Genomic DNA, 20957 nt, shown 5'->3' with positions numbered 1-20957 from the left:
CCCTGAGGTCGCTTCTTCGCGCCGATCCGGGGCGTGCCCGTCCGGGCCCGCGCACTCGCCCCGCCACGGAGCGAGTGCGCGACCGCCTGTCGCCACCCCGCCACGACCCGTGCCGCCGAAAGGAATCGCTGTGCCTTCTCCGCAGGATCTGCCCACCGGGACCTGGAATGCCGAAGTCGACGTCGCGGTGCTCGGCAGCGGCGCGGCCGGACTCACCGCCGCGCTGACCGCCGCGCTCGCGGGCGCTCAGGTCGCGGTCTTCGAGAAGGCTGCCACCGTCGGCGGCACCAGCGCGGTCTCCGGCGGCATCGCCTGGATCCCGGCGCACGACCGGTCCCCGGTCGGCCCGCTCAGCGTCACCGACGCCATGGACTACCTGCGCGCCCAGTCCTTCGGCTCGATGGACGAGGCCCTGGTCGACACCTTCGTGCGCACCGGTGCGAGCATGGTCGACTTCGTCGAGAAGAACAGCGGCGTGCGCTTCGACATCGCCGAGGGCTTCCCCGACTACAAACCCGAACTCCCCGGCGGCCAGCCGCAGGGCGGCCGCTCGCTGAGCCCGGCCCCGTTCGACCTGAGCCGCATCGGCGCGTGGGGGCAGCGCATCACCGCCTTTCCCGCCGACTGGAGCAATGTCGGCTTCGACGCCGAGACCAGGGCGCGGCTGCACGCCGAGATCGGCGACGACTCCGCCGACCTGTGCGTCGCGGGCACCGCGCTCATCGCGGGCCTGCTCGAAGGCGTCCTTAAGGCGGGCGTCGTGCCGACCACGGGCGCGCGGGCCGTCGAGCTGATCGCCGAGGACGGCGCCGTCGTCGGCGTCAGGATCGTCACCGCGGCGGGCGAATCGCGCATCCGCGCCCGGCGCGGCGTCGTGCTGGCCACCGGCGGCTTCGAATGGGACGCCGACCTGGTCCGCGCCTACCTGCGCGGCCCGATGCACGGCCCGGTCTCCCCGCCCAACAACACCGGTGACGGCCTGCGCATGGCGATGGCGCACGGCGCGGCGCTCGGCACCATGAGCGAGGCGTGGTGGGTGCCGATCGTGCGCATCCCCGGCGACACCATCGACGGCCACCCGCGCAGCCGCAGCGTCCGGCTCGAGCGCACCCGCCCGCGCAGCATCATGGTCAACCGCGCCGGGCGCCGCTTCGCGAACGAGGCGGGCGAATACAACTCGATGGCGGGCGCCTTCCACTACCTCGACCCCAAGAGCGGCTACGTCAACGATCCGGGCTGGATCGTCTTCGACGCCGAACATCTGCGCCGCTACGGTTTCCTCGGCATCGCGCCCGGCGAGGCGGTACCCGAATGGTTCTGCGAATCCGCCGATCTCGCCGAACTCGGCGCCAAGACCGGCATCGACCCCGACGGGCTCGCCGCCACCGTGGCCGCCTGGAACCGCGACGTGGCCGCCGAGGTCGACCCGGCGTTCGGCCGCGGCGCCAGCGCCTACGACGGCTACTGGGGCGACCAGTCGGCCGCCACCGTCGCCGGTCGCACCCTCGGCCCGCTGGACACCGCCCCCTACTACGCGGTTCCGGTGACCGTCGGCGCGATGGGCACCAAGGGCGGCCCGCGCACCGACCGCGACGCGCGGGTGCTGCACGTGGACGGTTCGGTCATCCCCGGACTGTTCGCGGTCGGCAACGCGATGGCGGGCGTGACGGGCCGGGCTTACGGCGGCGCGGGCGGAACCATCGGCCCCGGAATGGTTTTCGGTTACCGCGCGGGACACGCGGCGGCGACCGGCGCGTCGGCGGAATCCTGACGGGCGAGTGCGGAACAGGCGATCGGGTAGGGAAGACGGAGGGTTGAGAGTGGCGGATTACGAGAGCATCTGGAGTGACCTCCAAGGTGTCGCGTTCTCGCAGGGATACATCGACGTCGGGGGCGTGCGCACCCGGTATCTACACGCGGGAGACACCGAAAGACCCGCGCTGGTCCTGCTGCACGGGTCGGGCGGGCACGCGGAGGCCTACATCCGCAATCTGGCCTCGCACGCCGAGCATTTCTCCACCTGGTCGATCGACATGCTCGGGCACGGGTACACCGACAAGCCCGGCCATCCGCTCGAAATCCCGCACTACGTCGATCATCTCGTCCGCTTCTTCGACACCGTCGGGGCACAGCGGGTCGCGCTGAGCGGCGAGTCGCTGGGCGGCTGGGTTGCCGCGCGCGCCGCGATCGACCACCCCGATCGCATCGAACGCCTGGTGCTGAACACCGCGGGCGGCTCGCAGGCCGACCCGGAGGTCATGAAGCGCATCATCACGCTGTCGATGGCCGCGGTCTCCGACCCCACCTGGGAAACGGTGCAGGCCAGGATCAAATGGCTGATGGCGGACAAGAGCAAGGACTACGACGACATCGTCGCCAGCCGCCAGCGCATCTACCGGCAGCCCGGCTTCGTCGACGCCATGCGCGACATCATGGCGCTGCAGGATCCGGTCATCCGGGCGCGAAACCTGTTGGGGCCGGAAGACTACGGGCGCATCACCGCGCCCACGCTGGTGCTGTGGACCAGTGACGACCCGACCGCCGACGTCACCGAGGGCAGGCGCATCGCCTCGATGATTCCCGGCGCGCGCTTCGAGGTCATGCCCGACTGCGGGCACTGGCCGCAGTACGAGGACGCCAAGAACTTCGACGCGCTGCACCTCGACTTCCTGCTCGGCGGGTGAGGCGTGTCCGAGAACCTCACCGCCGTATCGGAATCCGCGGTCGACGTCGATGTGCTGCTGGTCGGCGCAGGCCCGGTCGGGCTGACGCTGGCCAATACCCTCGGCATGTACGGGGTGCGCACCCGGGTGGTCGAGGAGCGGGCGACGCTCATCGACTATCCGCGCGGCGTCGGCCTCGACGACGAATCGCTGCGCACCTTCCAGTCCATCGGACTGGTCGAGCAGATCCTGCCGCACACGACGCCGAACCAGATCATGCGGTTCGTCGACGCGCGGCGCAGGCTGCTCGCCGAGATCGCGCCAACCGACACCCAATTCGGCTGGCCCAAGCGCAATGGCTTCGTGCAGCCGCTGGTCGACGCCGAACTGCTCGCGGGCCTCGACCGCTTCCCGAGCGTCGAGGTGCGCTGGTCATCGGCGATGAGCTCCTGCGTCGACGAGGGTGACCGGGTGCGCGTCGAACTCGAGACCGCGGCGGGGACCGAAACGGTGACCGCGCGCTATGTCGTCGGCTGCGACGGCGGCCGCAGCGCCACCCGCCGCCAGATGGACGTGAGTTTCGAGGGCACCACATCGGCGACCCGCTGGCTCGTGGTCGACATCGCCTCGGATCCGTTGGGGCACCCCAATATCGAGGTCGCCGCCGATCCGAACCGACCGAATGTCTCGGTCTCCATCGCGCACGGCATCCGCCGGTTCGAATTCATGATCCACGACGACGAACCCGACGAACTCGCCGAGGATCCGGCCTTCGTCGAACGCCTCGTCGCGCCGTTCGTCCCCTATCCCGACAAGCTCGACATCATCCGGCGCCGGGTCTACACCCACCACTCGCGCATCGCGGGAACTTTCCGGAAGGGCCGCATGCTGCTCGCGGGCGACGCGGCCCACCTGATGCCGGTGTGGCAGGGCCAGGGCTACAACAGCGGCATCCGCGACGCCGCCAACCTCGGCTGGAAGCTGGCCGCGGTGGCCAAGGGCATCGCGGGCGACGCGCTGCTCGACAGCTACGACCAGGAGCGCCGCAAGCACGCGCGCGCCATGATCGACCTGTCGACCATGGTCGGCAAGGTGATCTCGCCGACCAACCGCAGGGTCGTGGCCGTGCGCGACGTGTTGGTCCGCGCGGCGGCGGCGATTCCGCCGGTCAAGCGCTACGTGCTCGGCATGCGCTTCAAGCCGATGCCGCGCTACGACCGCGGCGCGGTGGTGCACGAATGGTCGCGGTCGCCGAAATCCGCGGTCGGCACGCTGTTCGTGCAGCCGAGGGTCGACACCCGCGATCGCGCCGACATCCCCCTCGACGAGGCGCTCGGCTCCTGGTTCGCCGTGCTGTGCTGGAACAACCGCCCGCGCGAGGTGCTCGGCGACAAGGAATTCCAGCGCTGGAAGGATCTGGGCGCCACCTTCGTCGCCGCGCGTCCCTCCACCCAGCTGCGCTGGACCGGCCACGACGATCCCGACGTGCTCGTGGTCGGCGACCGCACCGGCGGGCTCAAGCGCTTCTTCGACGGCCAACTGGATTCGGTGCTGTTCCTGCGCCCCGACCGCTGCATCGCGGGCTCGTCCATCGCCCAGCACGCCCCCGAACTCAGCGCCGCGCTGATCGACGCACTCGCACTGACCACTGGAGGACCCGATGCCGCTGGCCCTGTGCTGCGTCTCGCACAGCCCTCTGCTTGACCTGCCCGGTCCCGAGCGCGAACTGCTCGACGACATCGACGCCGCGCTGTCGCGGGCGCGGCGGTTCGTGGCCGACTTCGACCCTGAACTCGTCGTCACCTTCGCCCCCGACCACTACAACGGCTTCTTCTACCGGACGATGCCCGCGTTCTGCGTCGGCACCGCGGCAACCGGCGTCGGCGACTACGGCACCCACGCCGGTCCGCTCGACGTGCCCGCCGACCTCGCGAGCGACCTCGCGGAATTCCTGCTCGATGCGGGCGTCGACACCGCGGTGTCGGTGACGATGGACGTCGACCACGGCACCGTGCAGCCGCTGCAACGGCTGTTCGGCAGCGCGACCGCGCGTCCGGTGGTGCCGATCTTCGTCAACTCGGTGGCGGTGCCGCTCGGTCCGCTGTCGCGGGCGCAGGCCCTCGGCCACGCGGTCGGCCGGTACCTGGCGACCCTCGACAAGCGCGTGCTCGTTATCGGGTCCGGCGGACTCTCCCATGATCCGCCGGTCCCGGCGCTGGCCACGGCCATCGGCCCGGTCCGCGACCGAATCGTGCTCGGCGGGCCCATGTCACCGGAGGCACGGCAGGCAAGACAGGAACGGGTCATCGAGGCCGCGCGGGAATTCGCCGACGGACGTGGGCCGCTGCAAGCCCTCAACCCCGAATGGGACCGCGCCTTCCTGTCCGTGCTCGACGAGGGCACCCTCGACGAGTTCGGGAAGTGGACCAACTCCTGGATCACCAAGGAGGCGGGCAATTCCGCGCACGAGGTGCGCACCTGGGTGGCGGCGTTCGCCGCGCTCGCCGCGCAGGGCCCGTACCGGACCACCGAGCGCTACTACCGCTGCGCACCCGCGCTCATCGCCGGATTCGCGCTCCGCACAGCGGTTTCGGATATCGCGGCATCGATGAACGACACGACCACGACAGGGAGGCGCCCGTGACCGCGGAACCGATCGAGACCGACTCCTTCGACCACACCGTCGACGTGCTGATCGTCGGCTCCGGCGGCGGCGGACTCACCGCCGCGCTCACCGCCGAGGCCGCAGGCGTGTCCGCGCTCGTGGTCGAGAAGGCCGCCCACTACGGCGGTTCGACCGCGCTGTCCGGCGGCGGCATCTGGGTGCCCAACGCGCCGTCCCAGAAACGCGACGGCTTCGAACTCGATCCGGACGAGGTGGTCGAATACCTGCGCCTGATCACCGAGGGCCTGGTCACCGACGCGCGACTGCGCGCCTACGTGGACAAGTCGCCGGAGATGATGGATTTCCTCGAAAAGCGCAGCCGCTGGATGGAATTCGTCTGGAAGCCGGGCTACGCCGACTACTACCCGGAACTGCGCGGTGGCTCGGAACAGGGCAGCACGATCAACGTGCCGCCGATCGACCTGCGCGAACTCGGCGCGGAAGAGGACCGCCTGCTGCGCCCGCTGGCGCTGGCGCCCAAGGGAATCTGGCTCGGCCCCAAGGATCTTCGGCTGTTCTACCAGGTGCGCCAGAACTGGCGCGGCAAACTCGTGTTGGTCAAACTGCTCTGGCGCATGGTCCGCGCGCGGGTGTTCGGCGACCGGATCGCCGCGATCGGGCAGTCCCTGGTGGCGCGGCTGCGCCTGGCGCTGGCCGAACGGGACATCCCGCTGTGGTTGAACTCGCCCATGACCTCGCTCATCACCGGACCCGACGGCGCGGTCCTGGGCGCGGTGGTGGAGAAGGACGGCGTCGAGCTCAGGGTGCGTGCCACCCGAGGCGTCGTGCTGGCCAGCGGCGGCTTCGACCACGACATGGTCTGGCGCAAGGAATTCGAGCCGGTCATCGACCAGGACTGGAGTTTCGGCAACCCGGAGTCCATGGGTGACGGCATCCGCGCGGGCGAAGAAGTCGGCGCGGGCACCGAACTCATGGAGGAGGCGTGGTGGTTCCCCTCCATCCAATGGCCGGACGGCCGACTGCAATTCATGCTCAACGAGCGGATGATGCCGTCCCAGTTCATCGTCAACGGAGCCGGTGAGCGCTATATCAACGAGGCCGCGCCGTACATGGATTTCGGTCACGCCATGATCGAGGGCCAGAAGTCCGGGGTGACCCACATACCGAGCTGGCTCATCACCGACAAGCGCTCCTTCAACCGCTACGTCGTCGCGGGACACCTTCCGCTGCCCAAGATTCCGTTCGCGCCGGTGCCGACGGGATGGTCGGTGCCGAAGGCGTGGCTGGAGTCCGGCGTCGTCAAGACCGCCGACACCTGGGAGGAGCTCGCCGAGAAGATCGACGTGCCCGCCGACCGGCTGCGCGCCACCGCGCAACGTTTCGACGAACTGGCGCGCAAGGGTCACGACGACGACTTCCAGCGCGGCGACAGCGTCTACGACAACTACTACGGCGACCCGACCCTGCCCAACCCCAATCTCGCGCCGCTGCGCAAACCGCCCTACTACGCGTTCCGGCTGATACCGGGCGATCTCGGCACCTCGGGCGGCCTCAGCGCGGACGAGCACGCCCGCGTGCTGCGGACCGACGGTTCGCCGATCACCGGACTGTACGCGGTGGGCAATGTCTCGGCGCCGGTGATGGGCCGCAGCTACGCGGGTGCGGGCGCAACGATCGGGCCCGCGATGACCTTCGGCTACATCGCGGTGCAGCACTTGACCGGACAACTCCCCGACGGGGCGACCGGGCGAGCGGCGCAAGCCGGAACAGCCGAATCAAGTTCGGACAAACCCACGTTCGATTCCATCGGAGGAAGTCAATGAAAATATCCCTGTTCTACGAATTCGCCCTGCCGCGTCCGTGGGTTCCCGACGACGAGCGTCAGCTGTTCCAGGAGGGCCTCAAAGAGGTCGAGGCCGCCGACAAGGCCGGTTTCTCCACGGTGTGGCTGACCGAGCACCACTTCCTCGAGGAGTACTGCCACTCGACCGCGCCGGAGATCTTCCTCGCCGCGGCCAGCCAGCGCACCGAGAACATCCGCCTCGGCTTCGGCGTCATGCACCTGCCGCCTGCCATCAACCACCCGGCTCGCGTCGCCGAGCGCGTCGCGACTCTCGACCTGATCTCCAACGGCCGTGTGGAGTTCGGCACCGGCGAGTCGTCCTCGGTCGGTGAGCTCGGCGGCTTCAACATCGATCCCGCCGACAAGCGCACCCAGTGGGAGGAGGCGCTCGAGGTCTCCATCCGCTGCATGACCGAGGACCCCTTCACCGGGTTCAAGGGCGAGCACATCCAGATGCCCGCCCGCAACGTGATCCCCAAGCCGCACCAGAAGTCGCACCCGCCGGTGTGGGTGGCCTGTACTCGCCCCTCCTCGGTGCAGATGTCGGCGCGCCTGGGCGCGGGCGCGCTGAGCTTCGCCTACACCGGCCCCGGCCCGCTGGCCGACCGCGTGCGCGGCTACTACGACGAGTTCGAGAATGCTTGTGAGCCTTGGCTTCCCGAGCTGAACCCGAACATCCTCGCGATCGGCGGCGACCTGTCGATGATGGTGGCCAAGACCGACGAGGAGGCCGTCAAGCGCCTCGGCCTCGGCGGCGGCTTCTTCTCCTTCGGCATCATGCACTACTACATGACCGGCCAGCACACCCCCGGCCGCACCGGCGTGTGGGACACCTACCTCGACGCCGTCAAGGAAGACGACACGCTGGCCTACGGCCCCGGCCGCGGCGCCATCGGCTCGCCTGCGACCGTGCGTGAGTTCCTGCGCGGCTACGAGGAGAGCGGCGTCGACGAGATCATCCTGCTGCTCAACCCGCGCAGCCACGAGGGCACCATGGAGTCCATCGAACTGATGGGCAAGGAAGTGCTTCCCGAGTTCATCGAGCGTGACGAGGCGGCCCGCGCGGCCAAGGCCAAGCGCCTCGAGCCCATCCTCGAGAAGGTCGAGGCCCGGCGTAAGAACCTGGTCACCCCCGCCTTCGACGAGGACTACGCCTTCGGCGGACTGCCCACCGGTCGCGGCGGCAGCTTCACCGCGAGCGAGATCCCCGAGGCCATGGCCGAGATCAACGAGGGTCGCGTGCAGGCGGCCCAGCGCCTCAAGGACGAGGCCGAGGCGGCGCAGCAGCAGTGACCCGAATTCCGCCCCGTGGCCGCGTCTTTCGCGGCCGCGGGGCGGATTCGCCGCACGACCCGGACAAGACCATCCCGACCCGAAGGCGGTACCCGACGTGGGACGTATCGATGACCTGTGGCGCTACGACGGCCGACGCGTCGTCGTGACCGGTTGCTCCTCGGGGATCGGAGCAAGCGTGGTCAGGCAGGTGCGCGAACTCGGCGCGACGGTGGTCGGGCTCGACATCGCCGAGCCCACCGAGGATCTCGACGAATTCCACCGGGTCGACATGTCCGACGCCGAGTCCATCGACCGCGCGGTCGCCGCGGTCGGCGCGGGCGCGGACGGACTGTTCAACGTCGCGGGAGTCTCCTCCGGAATCGGCGATCCGATCCGCGTGGTGACCATCAACTTCCTCGGCCTGCGGCGCTTCACCGAAGCGGTCCTCGCGGGCATGCCCGCGGGATCGACCGTCGCGAGCGTGTCGTCGCTGGCGGCGGCCTCCTACCTGGAGCACCGCGATCAGGTCGACGGGCTGCTCGACACCGACGGCATGGACTCCGGAATCGATTGGTGTCGGGCCAATCCCGACGCTGTCGCGGACGGCGGCTACCGCCTGTCCAAGGAAGCGATCATCTACTACACGATGCGCAACGCCGTCGCCCTCGGCGCGCGCGGCATCCGCATCAACTGCACGGGACCGGGCGTGACGGAGACCCCGATCCTGGACCAACTGCGGTCGGCATACGGCCGCGACTATCTCGACACCATCCCCAAGCCGTTGGGTCGGGTCTCCGAACCGGACGAGCAGGCCGCGGTCCTGGTCTTCCTCAACAGCCGGGCCGCGAGTTACGTGACCGGCCAGGTGATCTGGGTCGACGGCGGCAATGTGGGAGCTCGCATCGCGGGTGTCACAGCCGGGACGTGACCCCGGAATACGAGTGAAAAGTGTGGAAGGAGAAGCATCGTGGCTAGTTTGACCGACTTCCGTCGGCTCGCCGACGAGGTGCGCAACTGGGGCCGATGGGGCGCCGCCGACGAACTCGGCACGCTCAATTTCATCACCCCGGACAAGGTGACCCAGGCCGCGGGCCTGGTGCGGCACGGGCGGGTGTTCCCGCTCGGCGTCGATTTCGGCTCATCGGGACCGCAGGGCGCGTTCAAGTTCCGGCAGAATCCGGTGCACGTCATGACGGTGGACGGCGGCGACGCCGCGACGCTGGCCGAGTACGGCCCGAAGTGGTTGCGCAACAGCGTCGGTCACGAACTGAGTGGCTTCTTCGCCGACAACCCGTTCCGCTTCAACGACGACATGATCATCATGCCGCTGCAGGCCGCGACCCAGTGGGACGCGCTCTCGCACGTCTACTACGAGGACAAGCTCTACAACGGTTTCCCGGCCGATTCGGTGACCAGCCTCGGCGCATACCACCTCGGCATCGAGAAGGTCGACAGCAAGGGCATCACCTCGCGCGGCGTCCTGCTCGACCTGGTTCGCCACCGCGGCGCGGACACCTTCCTCGAGGCGGGCAACCCCATCACCCCCGACGAACTCGACGAGGTGATCAAGCGCCAGGGCGTCGAGGTCGGCCGCGGCGACGTGCTGCTCATCCACACCGGTTGGTGGGCGCGCTTCGAGGAGGCGGGCGACGGCTCCGAGCCCTATTCGGGCCTCGACTGGACCTGCGCGAAGTGGCTGCACGAGCGCGAGATCGCCGCGGTGGCCGCGGACAACCTGATGGTCGAGGACCCGGCCTCCGGCGTCGAGGGCACCTTCCTGCCCATGCACATGCTGTGCCTGCGCGACATGGGCCTCATGCTCGGCGAGTACTGGAACCTCACCGCGCTCGCGGCCGACTGCGCCGCCGACCACGTCTACGAATTCCAGTTGGTCGCACCGCCGTTGAGCGTCGTCGGCGCCGTCGGCTCACCGCTGAACCCCATCGCCATCAAGTAGGCGCGCGGTCCCGCCCGCACCCGCGGGCGGGACCCTCTCGCACCCGAGAAAGTACGAGGTTATCTGCCATGACCGCATCAACGACCACCGCGAGCGGCGACGCCGAGACGATCGCGGACCGCAGCCTGTTCGTCGTCGGGATCGGTGGGACGCTGCGCGCGGGCTCGTCGACCGAGCGGGCGCTGCGGCACTGCCTGTCCTCGGTCGAGCGGCAGGGCGGGCGCACCGCGCTGTTCAGCGGCGACGACATCAACCTGCCGATGTACAACCCGCACGACACCGACCGCACCCCGAAGGCGCTGGCCATGGTCGAGGCGCTGCGCGCCGCCGACGCCGTGGTGATCGGCTCGCCCGGATACCACGGCGGCGTCTCCGGTCTGGTGAAGAACGCCCTGGACTACATCGAGGACATGCGCGGCGACACCACCGTCTACCTGGACAACAAGCCGTGGGGGGTGATCAGCTGCGCCTACGGCTGGCAGGCCGCGGTCGGCACCCTCGGCCAGCTGCGGGCCATCGGGCACGCGCTGCGGGCCTGGCCGACTCCGCTCGGCGTCGCGATCAACTCCGCCGACCCGATCTGGGACGCCGACGGCGCCCTCACCGACGCCACCGTCAGCGGACAGCTCGACATGCTCGCCACCCAGCTGCTGACCGTTGTGCCCTCCGGCGGTGTCCGGGTATGACCGCACCCCGGTACACCGGACCGACCGCCGTGGCCGATGCCTCGGCGGCGCTCCGGGCCGGGCGGATGGTCCTGGTCGTCGGCGAGGCCGACGGCGCGTTCCGCGGTGACCTCGTCCTCGCGGCCGAACACGTCACGGCCGCGTCGGTGAACGCGGTGACCACCCTCGCGCGCGGACTGCCGCACGTCGCCATGCGTTCGGCCGCGTTGGACGCCTTGGGAATTCCGCCCGCCGACCCCACCGCGACCGGCCCCGGCCGCGACATGTTCCGCGTCTCGGTCGCGCTCGCGGGCCCTAACGCGAACCGCGTGAGCGCCTCGGGGCGCGCGAAGACCATTCGCGCGCTGGCCGATCCGACGCGCGTCGCGGCGGAGTTCCAGTGGCCTGGCCACATCTTCCCGCTCGGCTGCGCCGCCGACGGAGTGTTGTCGGTGGCGGCGACGCCGGAGGCCGCGGTCGATCTGGTCGAACAGGCCGGGATGGCGCCCGCCGCGCTGCTGTGCGAGGTCTGCGACGCCGACGGCGAGGCGCCCGACCTGTCGGCGCTGCGCCGCCTCGCCGTCGAACACGATCTGCCCGTGGTCTTCGTCAAGGATCTGCTCGCCTACCGCAGGCGCGCGCTGAGCCGCGTCACCCGTCGCGGCGAGGCGCGTATCCCGTTGGCGGCGGGGGAGTTCCGCGCGATCGGCTTCACCGACGGTCTGGACCGCGAGCACATCGCGTTCGTGCACGGCGATCTCGCGCCGGGGGTGACCCCGCTGGTCCGACTGCATTTCGAATGCATACTCGGCGACGTACTCGGCTCGGGACACTGCCGCTGCCGCGCCCGGCTCGAGCAGGCGCTGCACAGCGTGGCCGAATCCGGTTGCGGCGCACTCATCTACGTCCGGGCCCGCACCACGGCGGTGCGCGACACCCTGTGCGTGAGCGCGCAGGCCGACCCCGGTGCGGGCGCGGCGCATCCGGTCGGGCACAGCGACCTGCAATCGGCCTTCGACATCCTCGACGAACTCGGCATGCGCGAGATCCGGCTGCTGGCCGACACCGGCGAGGCGCATCTCGCGCCCGAACACGTGCACGTCGTGGAATCGGTGCCGCTGAGCGACGCCGCCATTCCCCATCGCCTCGACCCGATTGGAAGTATTCCGTGATCGCGCAGCGCAGAACCATCGTCGTCGACGGGTTGACGACCAACTACCTCGAGGCGGGCGCGGGCGAGCCGGTCGTGCTGCTGCACGGCGGCGAATTCGGCGTCGACGCCGAATTGGCTTGGGAGCGAACCATCGACGCGCTCGCCCTGCACCATCGTGTCATCGCGCCGGACATGCTCGGCTTCGGCGGGTCGGCCAAGGTGCTCGACTTCACCGACGGTCGCGGCATGCGCATCCGGCACATCGCACGCCTGCTCGAGCTTCTCGGCGTCGCCGCCGCGCATTTCGTCGGCAATTCGATGGGCGCGATCAACCTGCTGGTCGACGCGACCTCCGAGCGGCCGCGGCTGCCGATGCGGTCGCTGGTCGCGATCTGCGGCGGCGGCGAGATCCAGCAGAACGAACACATGCGCGCCCTCTACGACTACGACGCCACCCTGGCGGCCATGCGGCTCATCGTGACGGCGCTGTTCCACGACCCGAGCTATCCGGCCGACGAGGAGTACGTGCGCCGCCGCTACGAGTCCAGCATCGCGCCGGGCGCGTGGGAAGCGTTGGCGGCGGCCCGATTCCGTCGACCCGGGGCCGACGCCCCGCCGCCGCCGTCGAGCAGCCGCCGCTACGACCGCATCGCGGTGCCCACGCTCGTGGTCGAGGGCGGCGGCGACAAACTGCTGCCCGCAGGCTGGGCCGCCGCGATCGCCGAGCAGATACCAGGCGGACGCGCCACGGTGGTGCCCGGCGCGGGCCACTGCCCGCAGATCGAGCAGTCGGAGACGGTCAACGCGCTGCTGCTCGCCTTTCTCGGTGAACACGCCGAGGTGCACGCCGACGGAAAGGAAGTAAGGGTATGACCGAGGATCTGGCTGGTCTGGTCGCCGTCGTGACCGGCGGCGCCTCCGGCATCGGCGGCGCCATCGTCGAGCGTTTCGCCGCCGAGGGCGCGAAGGTGGTCATCGCCGACCTCGACAAGGAACGCGGTACCGAACTCGCGGCGCGGCTCGGTTCCTCGGCGCTGTTCGAGGAGGTCGACGTCTCCGATCCGGACCGCATCGAGCGGTTGGTGGCGCGCGCGGTCGAGGCGTTCGGCGGGCTGCACGTCATGTGCAACAACGCGGGCATCTCCGGCAGCATGCACAAGGATTTCCTGCACGACGACCTCGCCGATTTCCACCGCGTGCTCGGGGTCAATCTGCTCGGCACGATGGCGGGCACCCGGCACGCCGCGCGGCACATGTCCGAGCACGGCGGCGGGTCGATCATCAACCTGTCCTCGGTCGGCGGCATCCAGGCGGGCGGCGGCGTGCAGAGCTACCGCGCCTCGAAGGCTGCGGTCATCCACTTCACCAAATCGGCGGCGATCGAGTTGGCGCAGTTCGGTATTCGGGTGAACTGTATCGCCCCCGGCAATATCCCGACGCCGTTGCTGAGTTCGGCGGCCGCCACCATGTCACCGGAGTTGGCCGAGCGGTTCACCAGGACGATGCGCGAGAGCATGGAGGCCGATCGCCCGCTGCGCGTGGAGGGCAAGCCCGAGGACGTGGCCGAGGCCGCGGTGTATCTGGCCTGCGAACGCGCGCGCTACGTGACCGGGACCGTGCTCGCCATCGACGGCGGCACGGTGGCGGGCAAGCCGCTGCGCCCGCGCAGGAAGAAGCCCGTCGAGGGCTGAAACATTTGTTTAAGTCAATCAGTTGACTTAATTGCGGCACAAGAGTTGACTGGAGGCACGAGGTGATCGTTCGGAAGGGGACCACCATGCCCGCTGTCGGCAGATCCGCGCGCGCCGAACAGGCCAACTCCACCCGCGAGGCCATCATCACCGCCGCCGAGCGCCTGTTCGCCGAGCGCGGCATCGCGGCCGTGTCCAACCGTCAGGTCAGCGAGGCCGCGGGCCAGGGCAACAACACCGCCGTCGGCTACCACTTCGGCGCCAAGGCCGACCTGGTGCGCGCCATCGTGCGCCGCCACCACGCCCACACCGAGCAGCTGTGCCGCGAGCTGGCCGCGGCCGCCGAAGGCTCGACCGACCTGCGCGACTGGGTCTCCTGCCTGGTCCGCCCGGTGACCGAACACCTCGCCTGTCTCGGCGAACCCACCTGGTACGCCCGCTTCAGCGCCCAGCTCATGCCCGACCCCGGCTTCCGCGACCTGCTCGCCGACGAGTCGCTCGCCTCGAAGGCGTTGCAGCGCATCATCGACGGCCTGCACCGCTGCCTGCCCGAGCTCACCCCGGAGCTGCGGCGCGAGCGAAACGCCATGGCGCGCTTGCTGATCGTGCACACCTGCGCCGAACACGAACGCGCGCTGGCCGACGGCTCTGCCCTGCGCCCCGGCTGGGAATCCACCGCGAACGGCCTGGTCGACGCGATCACCGGCCTCTACACCGCGCCGGTCGTCGGCCGCGGGTGAGGCCACCGAACATGCCTGGAGAGGAAATCGTGACCGCAACCACACGCCGCGCCGGAGTGCTCGTCGTCGGAGCCTCCGCCGCGGGACTGGCCACGGTGGAAGCGCTGCGCAGGCAGGGATACGGCGACCGCGTCACCCTGCTCGGCGCGGAACCGCACCTGCCCTACGACCGCCCGCCGCTGTCCAAACAGGTGCTTTCCTCGGCGTGGCCCGCCGAACGCACCCTGCTGCGCGCCCCGCGCATGCTCGCCGACCTCGATGTCGAGATCGTCCTCGGCAAGCCCGCGCTCGCCCTCGACGCCGCCGAGCGCGCGGTGCGCACCGCCACCGCGACGCACGCCGCCGACCACGTCGTCATCGCCACCGGCGCCACCCCGCGCACCCTGCCCGCCCCCGACGGCCTGCGCGGCGTGCACGTCCTGCGCACCCTCGACGACGCCCTCGCGCTGCGCGCCGACCTGACCCGCGCCACCCGCGCCGTGGTGGTCGGCGAAGGCGTCCTCGGCGCCGAGATCGCCGCCACCATTCGGCAATCCGGGCTCGAGGTGACCATGACCGGTCCGCAGCCCGCCCCGATGGCGAGTCAACTCGGCGAACTGGTCTCCGGCATGCTCGCCCGCCTGCACGCCGACAACGGCGTGCGCCTGCGCCTCGGCGTCGGGGTGTCGGGACTGACCGACCGCGACGGCGCCGTCACCGGCGTGCGACTGGAGACCGACGAGACGATCCCCGCCGACCTGGTCGTGGTCGCCATCGGCGCGCGCCCGAACACCGACTGGCTCGTCGGCAGCGGACTCACCCTGGACAACGGCGTCGTCTGCGACTCCGGATGCCGTGCGGCCCATGGCATCTACGCCGTCGGCGATGTCGCGCGCTGGCACCACCCCGGCGTCGGCGCGGCGATCCGGCTGGAGAACCGCACCAACGCGATCGAGCAGGCGGGCGTGGTCGCGGCCAATATCGTCGGCGGCGAACAGGCATACCGGCCCATTCCCTACTTCTGGACCGATCAGTTCACGACGAAGATCCAGGTGTACGGCACCGTCACCGCCGACGCCGTCGCCACCGTCGTGGACGGCGACCCGGCCGACGGCCGTTTCGTGGTCCGCTACGACCGCGGCGGCTCGGTGGCCGCGGTCCTCGGCTGGAACATGCCGAAACAGGCCAGGATGCAGCGCCAGAAACTGGTCGACGCGCTCACGGCCGAGCCCGCGGCGCCCGGTGGCGCCGGTCCGGTCGCGAACGCGTCGTGACCGCGGTGAACTCCCTGCGGCGGCGCACCCCGAAGCACACATCCCAGGAAAGAAGGTTCCGATGAAGGTGACAGTCGATCAGGTCAAATGCGTGGCGGCGGGCCACTGCGTCATGCACGCCGCCGACGTCTTCGACCAGCGCGACGAGGACGGCATCGTCGTGCTGCTCGACGAGAACCCTCCGGAAGAACTCGCCGAGGACGTTCGCCAGGCCGCGGCCGTATGCCCCGCCATGGCGATCCAGATCGAGGAATGAACCGTTGGCCCCGCGGCGTCACCGCGGGGCCATACCACCTTGCGGCGCCGCCGCGACCGATGCTCAGGAGTGACCAGTGACCGAAGCGCCGACCCACACCACAACCGATACCGCGGCGATACCCGAATTCCCGCTGCTCCGGTCGTCGGCATGCCCGTTCGCGCCCCCCGCCGAACTGCTCGCCGCGGGCAAGTCCAAGCCGCTGAGCCGCGTCAGGATCTGGGACGGCAGCACGCCGTGGCTGGTCGCGGGCTACGCGGAGTACAAGACGCTGATGTCGGACCCGCGCGTCAGCGTGAACGACCACGTCGAGGGCTTCCCGCACTGGAACGAAGGCATGAAGGCGATCAAGGACCAGCGCCCGAAGTCGTTGTTCACCACCGACGGCGAGGAGCACAGCCGCTACCGCCGCATGCTCACCAAGCCGTTCACCTTCAAGCGGGTCGAAGCGCTGCGCCCGGTGATCCAGCAGGTCACCGACGAGCACATCGATCGCCTGCTCGCCGGCCCGAATCCCGGTGATCTGGTTGCGGCCCTCTCGCTGCCGGTGCCGACGCTGATGATCAGCGAGATGCTCGGCGTGCCCTACGGCGATCACGAGTTCTTCCAGAGTTACGCGAGCGTCAACGTCGATCGCTTCGCCACCAAGGAGCAGGCCGCCGAGGGCCGCGCCGAACTGGCCCGCTACCTCGTCGACCTCATCAAACTCAAGCTCGAGCAGCCCGGCGAGGACGCGCTCACCGATATCGCCGAGCGGGTGCGCGCCGGTGAGATCGATATGCGGGAGGCCGCGCAGCTCGGCACCGGCCTGCTCATCGCGGGCCACGAGACCAGCGCGAACATGATCTCCCTCGGCACGCTCGCGCTGCTGGAGAACCCGGAGCAGTTCGCCCTGCTGCGCGACAACGACGATCCCAAGATCGTGGCCAACGCGGTGGAGGAGTTGCTGCGCTACCTGAGCATCATCCACAACGGTCAGCGACGCGTGGCGATCGACGACATCGAGATCGGCGGCGAGACGATCCGCGCGGGCGACGGGCTGATCTTCGATCTGTCGCTCGGCAACTGGGACGAGGCGGCCTGGGAGCATCCCGAGGCCCTCGACCTGAAGCGGCCCGCGCTCCAGCACCTCAGCTTCGGATTCGGTCCGCACCAGTGCGTCGGCCAGCAGTTGGCGCGCGCGGAGCTCCAGATCGTGTTCCGCACGCTGGCGCAGCGGATTCCGACGCTGAGGTTGGCCGTGCCGCTCGACAAGATCGAGTTCAAGCACGACCGCCTGGCCTACGGCACCTACGAGCTGCCGGTCACCTGGTAGGGCACAACACCCGCCGATAATCGCATTCTCCCCGCGCGGCCGCCGCTACCCGATGTCATCGACACCGCGGTGCGGCGGTCGCACGGTGCGAGTTTCCGGCATCCTCGCGCGGGCGGCGTCCGGTCGAGCGGCGCGCCGACTCGGAATCCTTCCGGTTGCGTGAGAATGATCCTCTCTTCATGAGAGAGGGTTAGTTGCAAATGCGGATTGGCATATTTACACTCGATAGGCACCGTAAGAATCTCGGTCGCGGCTGGTCCGCGAAGCCGAAGCATCACCCCAGTTCTGCGAGAGGCGACCCTCTGTGACCACCAGCGCGGCCAGTGACGTCTATTACGATCCGTACGACGTCGAGCTCAACGCCGATCCCTTCCCGATGTTCAAGCGTCTGCGTGACGAGCTGCCTCTCTACTACAACGAGAAGCACGATTTCTACGCGCTGAGCCGCCACGTCGACGTGAACGCCGCGCTGATCGACAAGGACACCTACAGCTCCGCGCGCGGCGCCATCATCGAATTGATCAAGGCCAACATCCCGATCCCGCCGGGAGTGCTGATCTTCGAGGACCCGCCGATCCACGACATCCACCGCAGCCTGCTCTCGCGCATGTTCACCCCGCGCAAGATCCAGGCGCTCGAGGCCAAGATCCGCCAGTACTGCGCGGACAGCCTCGACCCGCGCGTCGGCACCGGAAGCTTCGACTTCGTCGCCGACCTCGGCGCCCAGATGCCGATGCGCACCATCGGCTCCCTGCTCGGCATCCCCGAGGAAGACCAGGAAGCCATCCGCGACTTCGCCAACGCCCAGATGCGCACCGAGGAAGGCAAGCCGATGAAGGCCGCCGCCGAGGGCATGTCCACCGGCGACATCTTCGCCCAGTACATCGACTGGCGCGTGGAGAACCCCTCCGACGACATCATGACCGAACTGCTCAACGTCGAGTTCGAGGACCACGAGGGCACTTTCCGGAAACTGAGCCGCGAAGAACTGCTCACCTACGTCAACGTGGTCGCGGGCGCGGGCAACGAGACCACCACCCGCCTCATCGGCTGGGCGGGCAAGGTGCTCGCCGAACATCCCGACCAGCGCGCGCAATTGGTGGAGAACCCGAAACTGATCCCCAAGGCCGTCGAAGAGCTGCTGCGCTTCGAACCGCCCGCGCCGCACGTCGCCCGCTACGTCACCCGCGACGTCGAAATCCATGGGCAGACCGTGCCCGAAGGCAGCTGCATGATGATGCTCATCGGCGCCGCCAACCGCGACGAACGCCAATTCGCCCCCGACGGCGACGTTTTCGACATCCACCGCGACACCCGCCAGCACCTGTCCTTCAGCGTCGGCACGCACTACTGCCTCGGGTCCGCGCTGGCGCGCCTGGAAGGCCGCATCGCCCTCGAGGAGATCCTCAAGCGCTTCCCGACCTGGGAAGTCGACCTCGGCAAGGCCCACCTGTCGCCCACCTCCACGGTGCGCGGCTGGGAAACACTGCCCGCCACCATCCCCTGATCGGCTCCCGACGCCGCCCCTCGGCCGCGGCGTCACTCGCGAGGGAACCGACGAGGCCCGTCCGACGCCGTGCGGGCCTCGTCACCAGCCGAGATTCGTGCCGCCGCCGGTGTCGCGGCGGATGGCTACCAGGTAGGGGGCAGCATGCTGACCGCCGGAATCAGACAGACGCTGGCCGATGAACTCGCCCTCGCCGAACAGGATCGGGTGGCCGTCGACAAATTGGTCGACCGGTATCCCGATATCGATGTGGTCGACGCCTACGAGATCCAGCTGCTGAATATTCGGCGCCGGCTGGCCGACGGCGCGACGGTGATCGGCCACAAGGTGGGCCTTTCGTCGAAGGCGATGCAGCAGATGATGGGCGTGGACGAGCCCGACTACGGCCATCTGCTGGCCGATATGCAAGTGTTCGAGGAAGTCCCGGTCGACACGAGCCGATATCTGTTGCCGCGTGTCGAGGTCGAGGTCGGTTTCGTGTTGGGCGCGGACCTGCCCGGCGAAGAGTGCACCGAAGCCGATGTGCTCGCCGCGACGGTGGCTTACGCGCCCGCGATCGAGCTGATCGATTCCAGGATCAAGGACTGGCAAATCGGTTTGTGCGACACGATCTCCGACAACGCGTCCTCGGCCGGGTGGGTATTGGGTCGGGAGCGGGTCGCGCCGAAGGATATCGACATCAAGGGCATCGACGCCGTGCTTACCCGCAACGGTGAGGTCGTGGCCGAAGGCCGTAGTGACGCGGTGTTGGGTGATCCGGTGATCGCGGTGGCGTGGTTGGCGCGCAAGGTGGCGTCGTTCGGGGTGCGGTTGAAGGCGGGCGACATCGTGTTGCCGGGTTCCTGCACCCGTGCGATCGACGCGCGTCCCGGTGATGCCTTCCACGCCGAATTCGCCGGCCTCGGTTCGGTCCACCTGCGCTTCGACTAGAGAAGGATTGCCATGCCGACGAAATCGTCTGCCGCCATTGTCGGATCCGGAAACATCGGCACCGACCTGCTCTACAAACTGCGCCGCTCCGACTGGATCGAGCCGCGCTGGATGGTCGGAATCGACCCCGGCAGCGAAGGATTGGCCCGCGCCGCCGACCTCGGCCTGGAAACCACCGCCGAAGGCGTGGATTGGCTGCTCGCACAAGCGGACAAGCCCGATATCGTCTTCGAAGCCACCTCCGCCTACGTCCACCGCGCCGCGGCGCCCCGCTACGCCGAGGCAGGCATCCGAGTCGTCGACCTGACTCCCGCCGCCGTCGGCCCCGCCGTGATCCCGCCCGCGAACCTGCGCCAGCATGTCGAGGCGCCGAACGTCAACATGATCACCTGCGGCGGTCAGGCCACCATCCCGATCGTCTACGCCGTCTCCCGCGTGGTCGACGTGCCCTACGCCGAGATCGTCGCATCGGTCTCGTCGGTGTCCGCAGGCCCCGGCACCCGCGCCAATATCGATGAATTCACCAAGACCACCTCCCGCGGCGTCGAGACCATCGGCGGCGCGACCCGAGGCAAGGCGATCATCATCCTGAACCCCGCCGACCCGCCGATGATCATGCGCGACACCATCTTCTGCGCGATCCCCGAAGACGCCGACCACGCCGCCATCGCGGCCTCCATCCACGAGGTCGTCGCCCAGGTCCAAACCTACGTCCCCGGCTACCGCCTGCTCAACGAACCGCAGTTCGACGAGCCGTCGGTGGTCTCCGGTGGCATGGCGAAGGTTTCGGTATTCGTCGAGGTCGAAGGCGCGGGCGACTACCTGCCGCCGTACGCCGGTAACCTCGACATCATGACCGCCGCCGCCACCAAGGTCGGCGAGGAAATCGCCAAAAGCCTGCTCGGCATCGCCTCCGAGACAACTGGAGCACACCGATGAGCGACATCTGGGACATTCGTATCACCGACACGTCGCTGCGTGATGGTTCCCATCACAAGCGTCATCAGTTCACCGCCGATGAGGTGGTGTCGATCGTGCGTGCGTTGGACGCGGCGGGTGTGCCGGTGATCGAGGTGACCCATG

19 protein-coding genes and 1 pseudogene are annotated in these 20957 nt (G+C 69.3%); all 20 read left to right on the top strand.

From position 1 onward, the window contains the following. Positions 1-130 precede the first annotated feature (130 nt). Positions 131-1771, top strand: coding sequence for an FAD-dependent oxidoreductase (locus IT779_RS32995; protein ID WP_332839072.1), 1641 nt, complete (start codon positions 131-133; stop codon positions 1769-1771). 49 nt (positions 1772-1820) lie between these two features. Further along, on the top strand, positions 1821-2684 hold the full coding sequence (locus IT779_RS32990) for an alpha/beta fold hydrolase (RefSeq protein ID WP_196153409.1): 864 nt from the start codon (positions 1821-1823) through the stop codon (positions 2682-2684). A 3-nt stretch (positions 2685-2687) separates the two neighbouring features. After that, positions 2688-4367 (top strand): bifunctional 3-(3-hydroxy-phenyl)propionate/3-hydroxycinnamic acid hydroxylase, encoded by a 1680-nt coding sequence (locus IT779_RS32985; RefSeq protein ID WP_196153408.1) that lies wholly within the window; start codon positions 2688-2690, stop codon positions 4365-4367. Then, positions 4324-5307: a 3-carboxyethylcatechol 2,3-dioxygenase gene (locus tag IT779_RS32980; RefSeq protein ID WP_196153407.1), complete on the top strand. Its 984-nt coding sequence runs from the start codon at positions 4324-4326 to the stop codon at positions 5305-5307. Before IT779_RS32985 ends, IT779_RS32980 begins: the two co-directional genes overlap by 44 nt. Further along, positions 5304-7112 (top strand): FAD-binding protein, encoded by a 1809-nt coding sequence (locus IT779_RS32975; RefSeq protein WP_332839071.1) that lies wholly within the window; start codon positions 5304-5306, stop codon positions 7110-7112. The genes IT779_RS32980 and IT779_RS32975 overlap by 4 nt, the downstream gene beginning before the upstream one ends. After that, positions 7109-8425, top strand: coding sequence for an LLM class flavin-dependent oxidoreductase (locus IT779_RS32970; protein ID WP_196153406.1), 1317 nt, complete (start codon positions 7109-7111; stop codon positions 8423-8425). Before IT779_RS32975 ends, IT779_RS32970 begins: the two co-directional genes overlap by 4 nt. Before the next feature lie 97 nt (positions 8426-8522). Then, positions 8523-9335, top strand: a complete 813-nt coding sequence (locus IT779_RS32965) for a coniferyl-alcohol dehydrogenase (RefSeq protein WP_196153405.1) — start codon at positions 8523-8525, stop codon at positions 9333-9335. A gap of 39 nt (positions 9336-9374) precedes the next feature. After that, complete coding sequence (locus IT779_RS32960; protein WP_196153404.1) at positions 9375-10364, top strand: cyclase family protein; 990 nt, start codon at positions 9375-9377, stop codon at positions 10362-10364. A gap of 68 nt (positions 10365-10432) precedes the next feature. Next, positions 10433-11050: an NADPH-dependent FMN reductase gene (locus IT779_RS32955; RefSeq protein WP_196153403.1), complete on the top strand. Its 618-nt coding sequence runs from the start codon at positions 10433-10435 to the stop codon at positions 11048-11050. Next, on the top strand, positions 11047-12201 hold the full coding sequence (locus IT779_RS32950; RefSeq protein WP_196153402.1) for a 3,4-dihydroxy-2-butanone-4-phosphate synthase: 1155 nt from the start codon (positions 11047-11049) through the stop codon (positions 12199-12201). Before IT779_RS32955 ends, IT779_RS32950 begins: the two co-directional genes overlap by 4 nt. Then, positions 12198-13055 (top strand): alpha/beta fold hydrolase, encoded by an 858-nt coding sequence (locus IT779_RS32945; protein ID WP_196153401.1) that lies wholly within the window; start codon positions 12198-12200, stop codon positions 13053-13055. The genes IT779_RS32950 and IT779_RS32945 overlap by 4 nt, the downstream gene beginning before the upstream one ends. Continuing rightward, entirely contained in the window at positions 13052-13873 is an 822-nt protein-coding gene (locus IT779_RS32940; RefSeq protein WP_196153400.1) for an SDR family NAD(P)-dependent oxidoreductase, read from the top strand. The genes IT779_RS32945 and IT779_RS32940 overlap by 4 nt, the downstream gene beginning before the upstream one ends. Before the next feature lie 86 nt (positions 13874-13959). Then, positions 13960-14613, top strand: coding sequence for a TetR/AcrR family transcriptional regulator (locus IT779_RS32935; protein WP_196153480.1), 654 nt, complete (start codon positions 13960-13962; stop codon positions 14611-14613). Between the two features lie 29 nt (positions 14614-14642). Further along, on the top strand, positions 14643-15866 hold the full coding sequence (locus IT779_RS32930) for an NAD(P)/FAD-dependent oxidoreductase (RefSeq protein WP_332839070.1): 1224 nt from the start codon (positions 14643-14645) through the stop codon (positions 15864-15866). A 61-nt stretch (positions 15867-15927) separates the two neighbouring features. Next, positions 15928-16122: a ferredoxin gene (locus tag IT779_RS32925; protein ID WP_196153398.1), complete on the top strand. Its 195-nt coding sequence runs from the start codon at positions 15928-15930 to the stop codon at positions 16120-16122. Between the two features lie 76 nt (positions 16123-16198). Next, positions 16199-17437 (top strand): cytochrome P450, encoded by a 1239-nt coding sequence (locus IT779_RS32920; protein ID WP_196153397.1) that lies wholly within the window; start codon positions 16199-16201, stop codon positions 17435-17437. A 304-nt stretch (positions 17438-17741) separates the two neighbouring features. Next, a complete protein-coding gene (locus IT779_RS32915) occupies positions 17742-18944 on the top strand; it encodes a cytochrome P450 (protein WP_196153396.1) in 1203 nt (400 codons plus the stop codon). Between the two features lie 144 nt (positions 18945-19088). Then, a complete protein-coding gene (locus IT779_RS32910) occupies positions 19089-19874 on the top strand; it encodes a 2-keto-4-pentenoate hydratase (RefSeq protein WP_196153395.1) in 786 nt (261 codons plus the stop codon). A 12-nt stretch (positions 19875-19886) separates the two neighbouring features. After that, the gene (locus IT779_RS32905; protein ID WP_196153394.1) at positions 19887-20813 is read left to right on the top strand and encodes an acetaldehyde dehydrogenase (acetylating); all 927 of its coding nucleotides are present in this window, start codon (positions 19887-19889) and stop codon (positions 20811-20813) included. Next, positions 20810-20957, top strand: a pseudogene (locus IT779_RS32900) (4-hydroxy-2-oxovalerate aldolase); the annotation flags it as partial. The gene IT779_RS32905 and the pseudogene IT779_RS32900, both read left to right, overlap by 4 nt.

The sequence above is a fragment of the Nocardia bovistercoris genome (assembly GCF_015674855.1).
Taxonomy (GTDB): domain Bacteria; phylum Actinomycetota; class Actinomycetes; order Mycobacteriales; family Mycobacteriaceae; genus Nocardia; species Nocardia bovistercoris.
Note: the sequence above shows the minus strand (reverse complement) of the source record. Positions and strands in the feature narration are given on the sequence as shown.

What these genes read in the sequence shown, in the direction of transcription:
- IT779_RS32980 (WP_196153407.1), top strand. Translation starts at nt 4,324, where the DNA reads ATGCCGCTGGCCCTGTGCTGCGTCTCGCACAGCCCTCTGCTTGACCTG.
- IT779_RS32970 (WP_196153406.1), top strand. Translation starts at nt 7,109, where the DNA reads ATGAAAATATCCCTGTTCTACGAATTCGCCCTGCCGCGTCCGTGGGTT.
- IT779_RS32955 (WP_196153403.1), top strand. Translation starts at nt 10,433, where the DNA reads ATGACCGCATCAACGACCACCGCGAGCGGCGACGCCGAGACGATCGCG.
- IT779_RS32950 (WP_196153402.1), top strand. Translation starts at nt 11,047, where the DNA reads ATGACCGCACCCCGGTACACCGGACCGACCGCCGTGGCCGATGCCTCG.
- IT779_RS32940 (WP_196153400.1), top strand. Translation starts at nt 13,052, where the DNA reads ATGACCGAGGATCTGGCTGGTCTGGTCGCCGTCGTGACCGGCGGCGCC.
- IT779_RS32935 (WP_196153480.1), top strand. Translation starts at nt 13,960, where the DNA reads ATGCCCGCTGTCGGCAGATCCGCGCGCGCCGAACAGGCCAACTCCACC.
- IT779_RS32925 (WP_196153398.1), top strand. Translation starts at nt 15,928, where the DNA reads ATGAAGGTGACAGTCGATCAGGTCAAATGCGTGGCGGCGGGCCACTGC.
- IT779_RS32910 (WP_196153395.1), top strand. Translation starts at nt 19,089, where the DNA reads ATGCTGACCGCCGGAATCAGACAGACGCTGGCCGATGAACTCGCCCTC.
- IT779_RS32905 (WP_196153394.1), top strand. Translation starts at nt 19,887, where the DNA reads ATGCCGACGAAATCGTCTGCCGCCATTGTCGGATCCGGAAACATCGGC.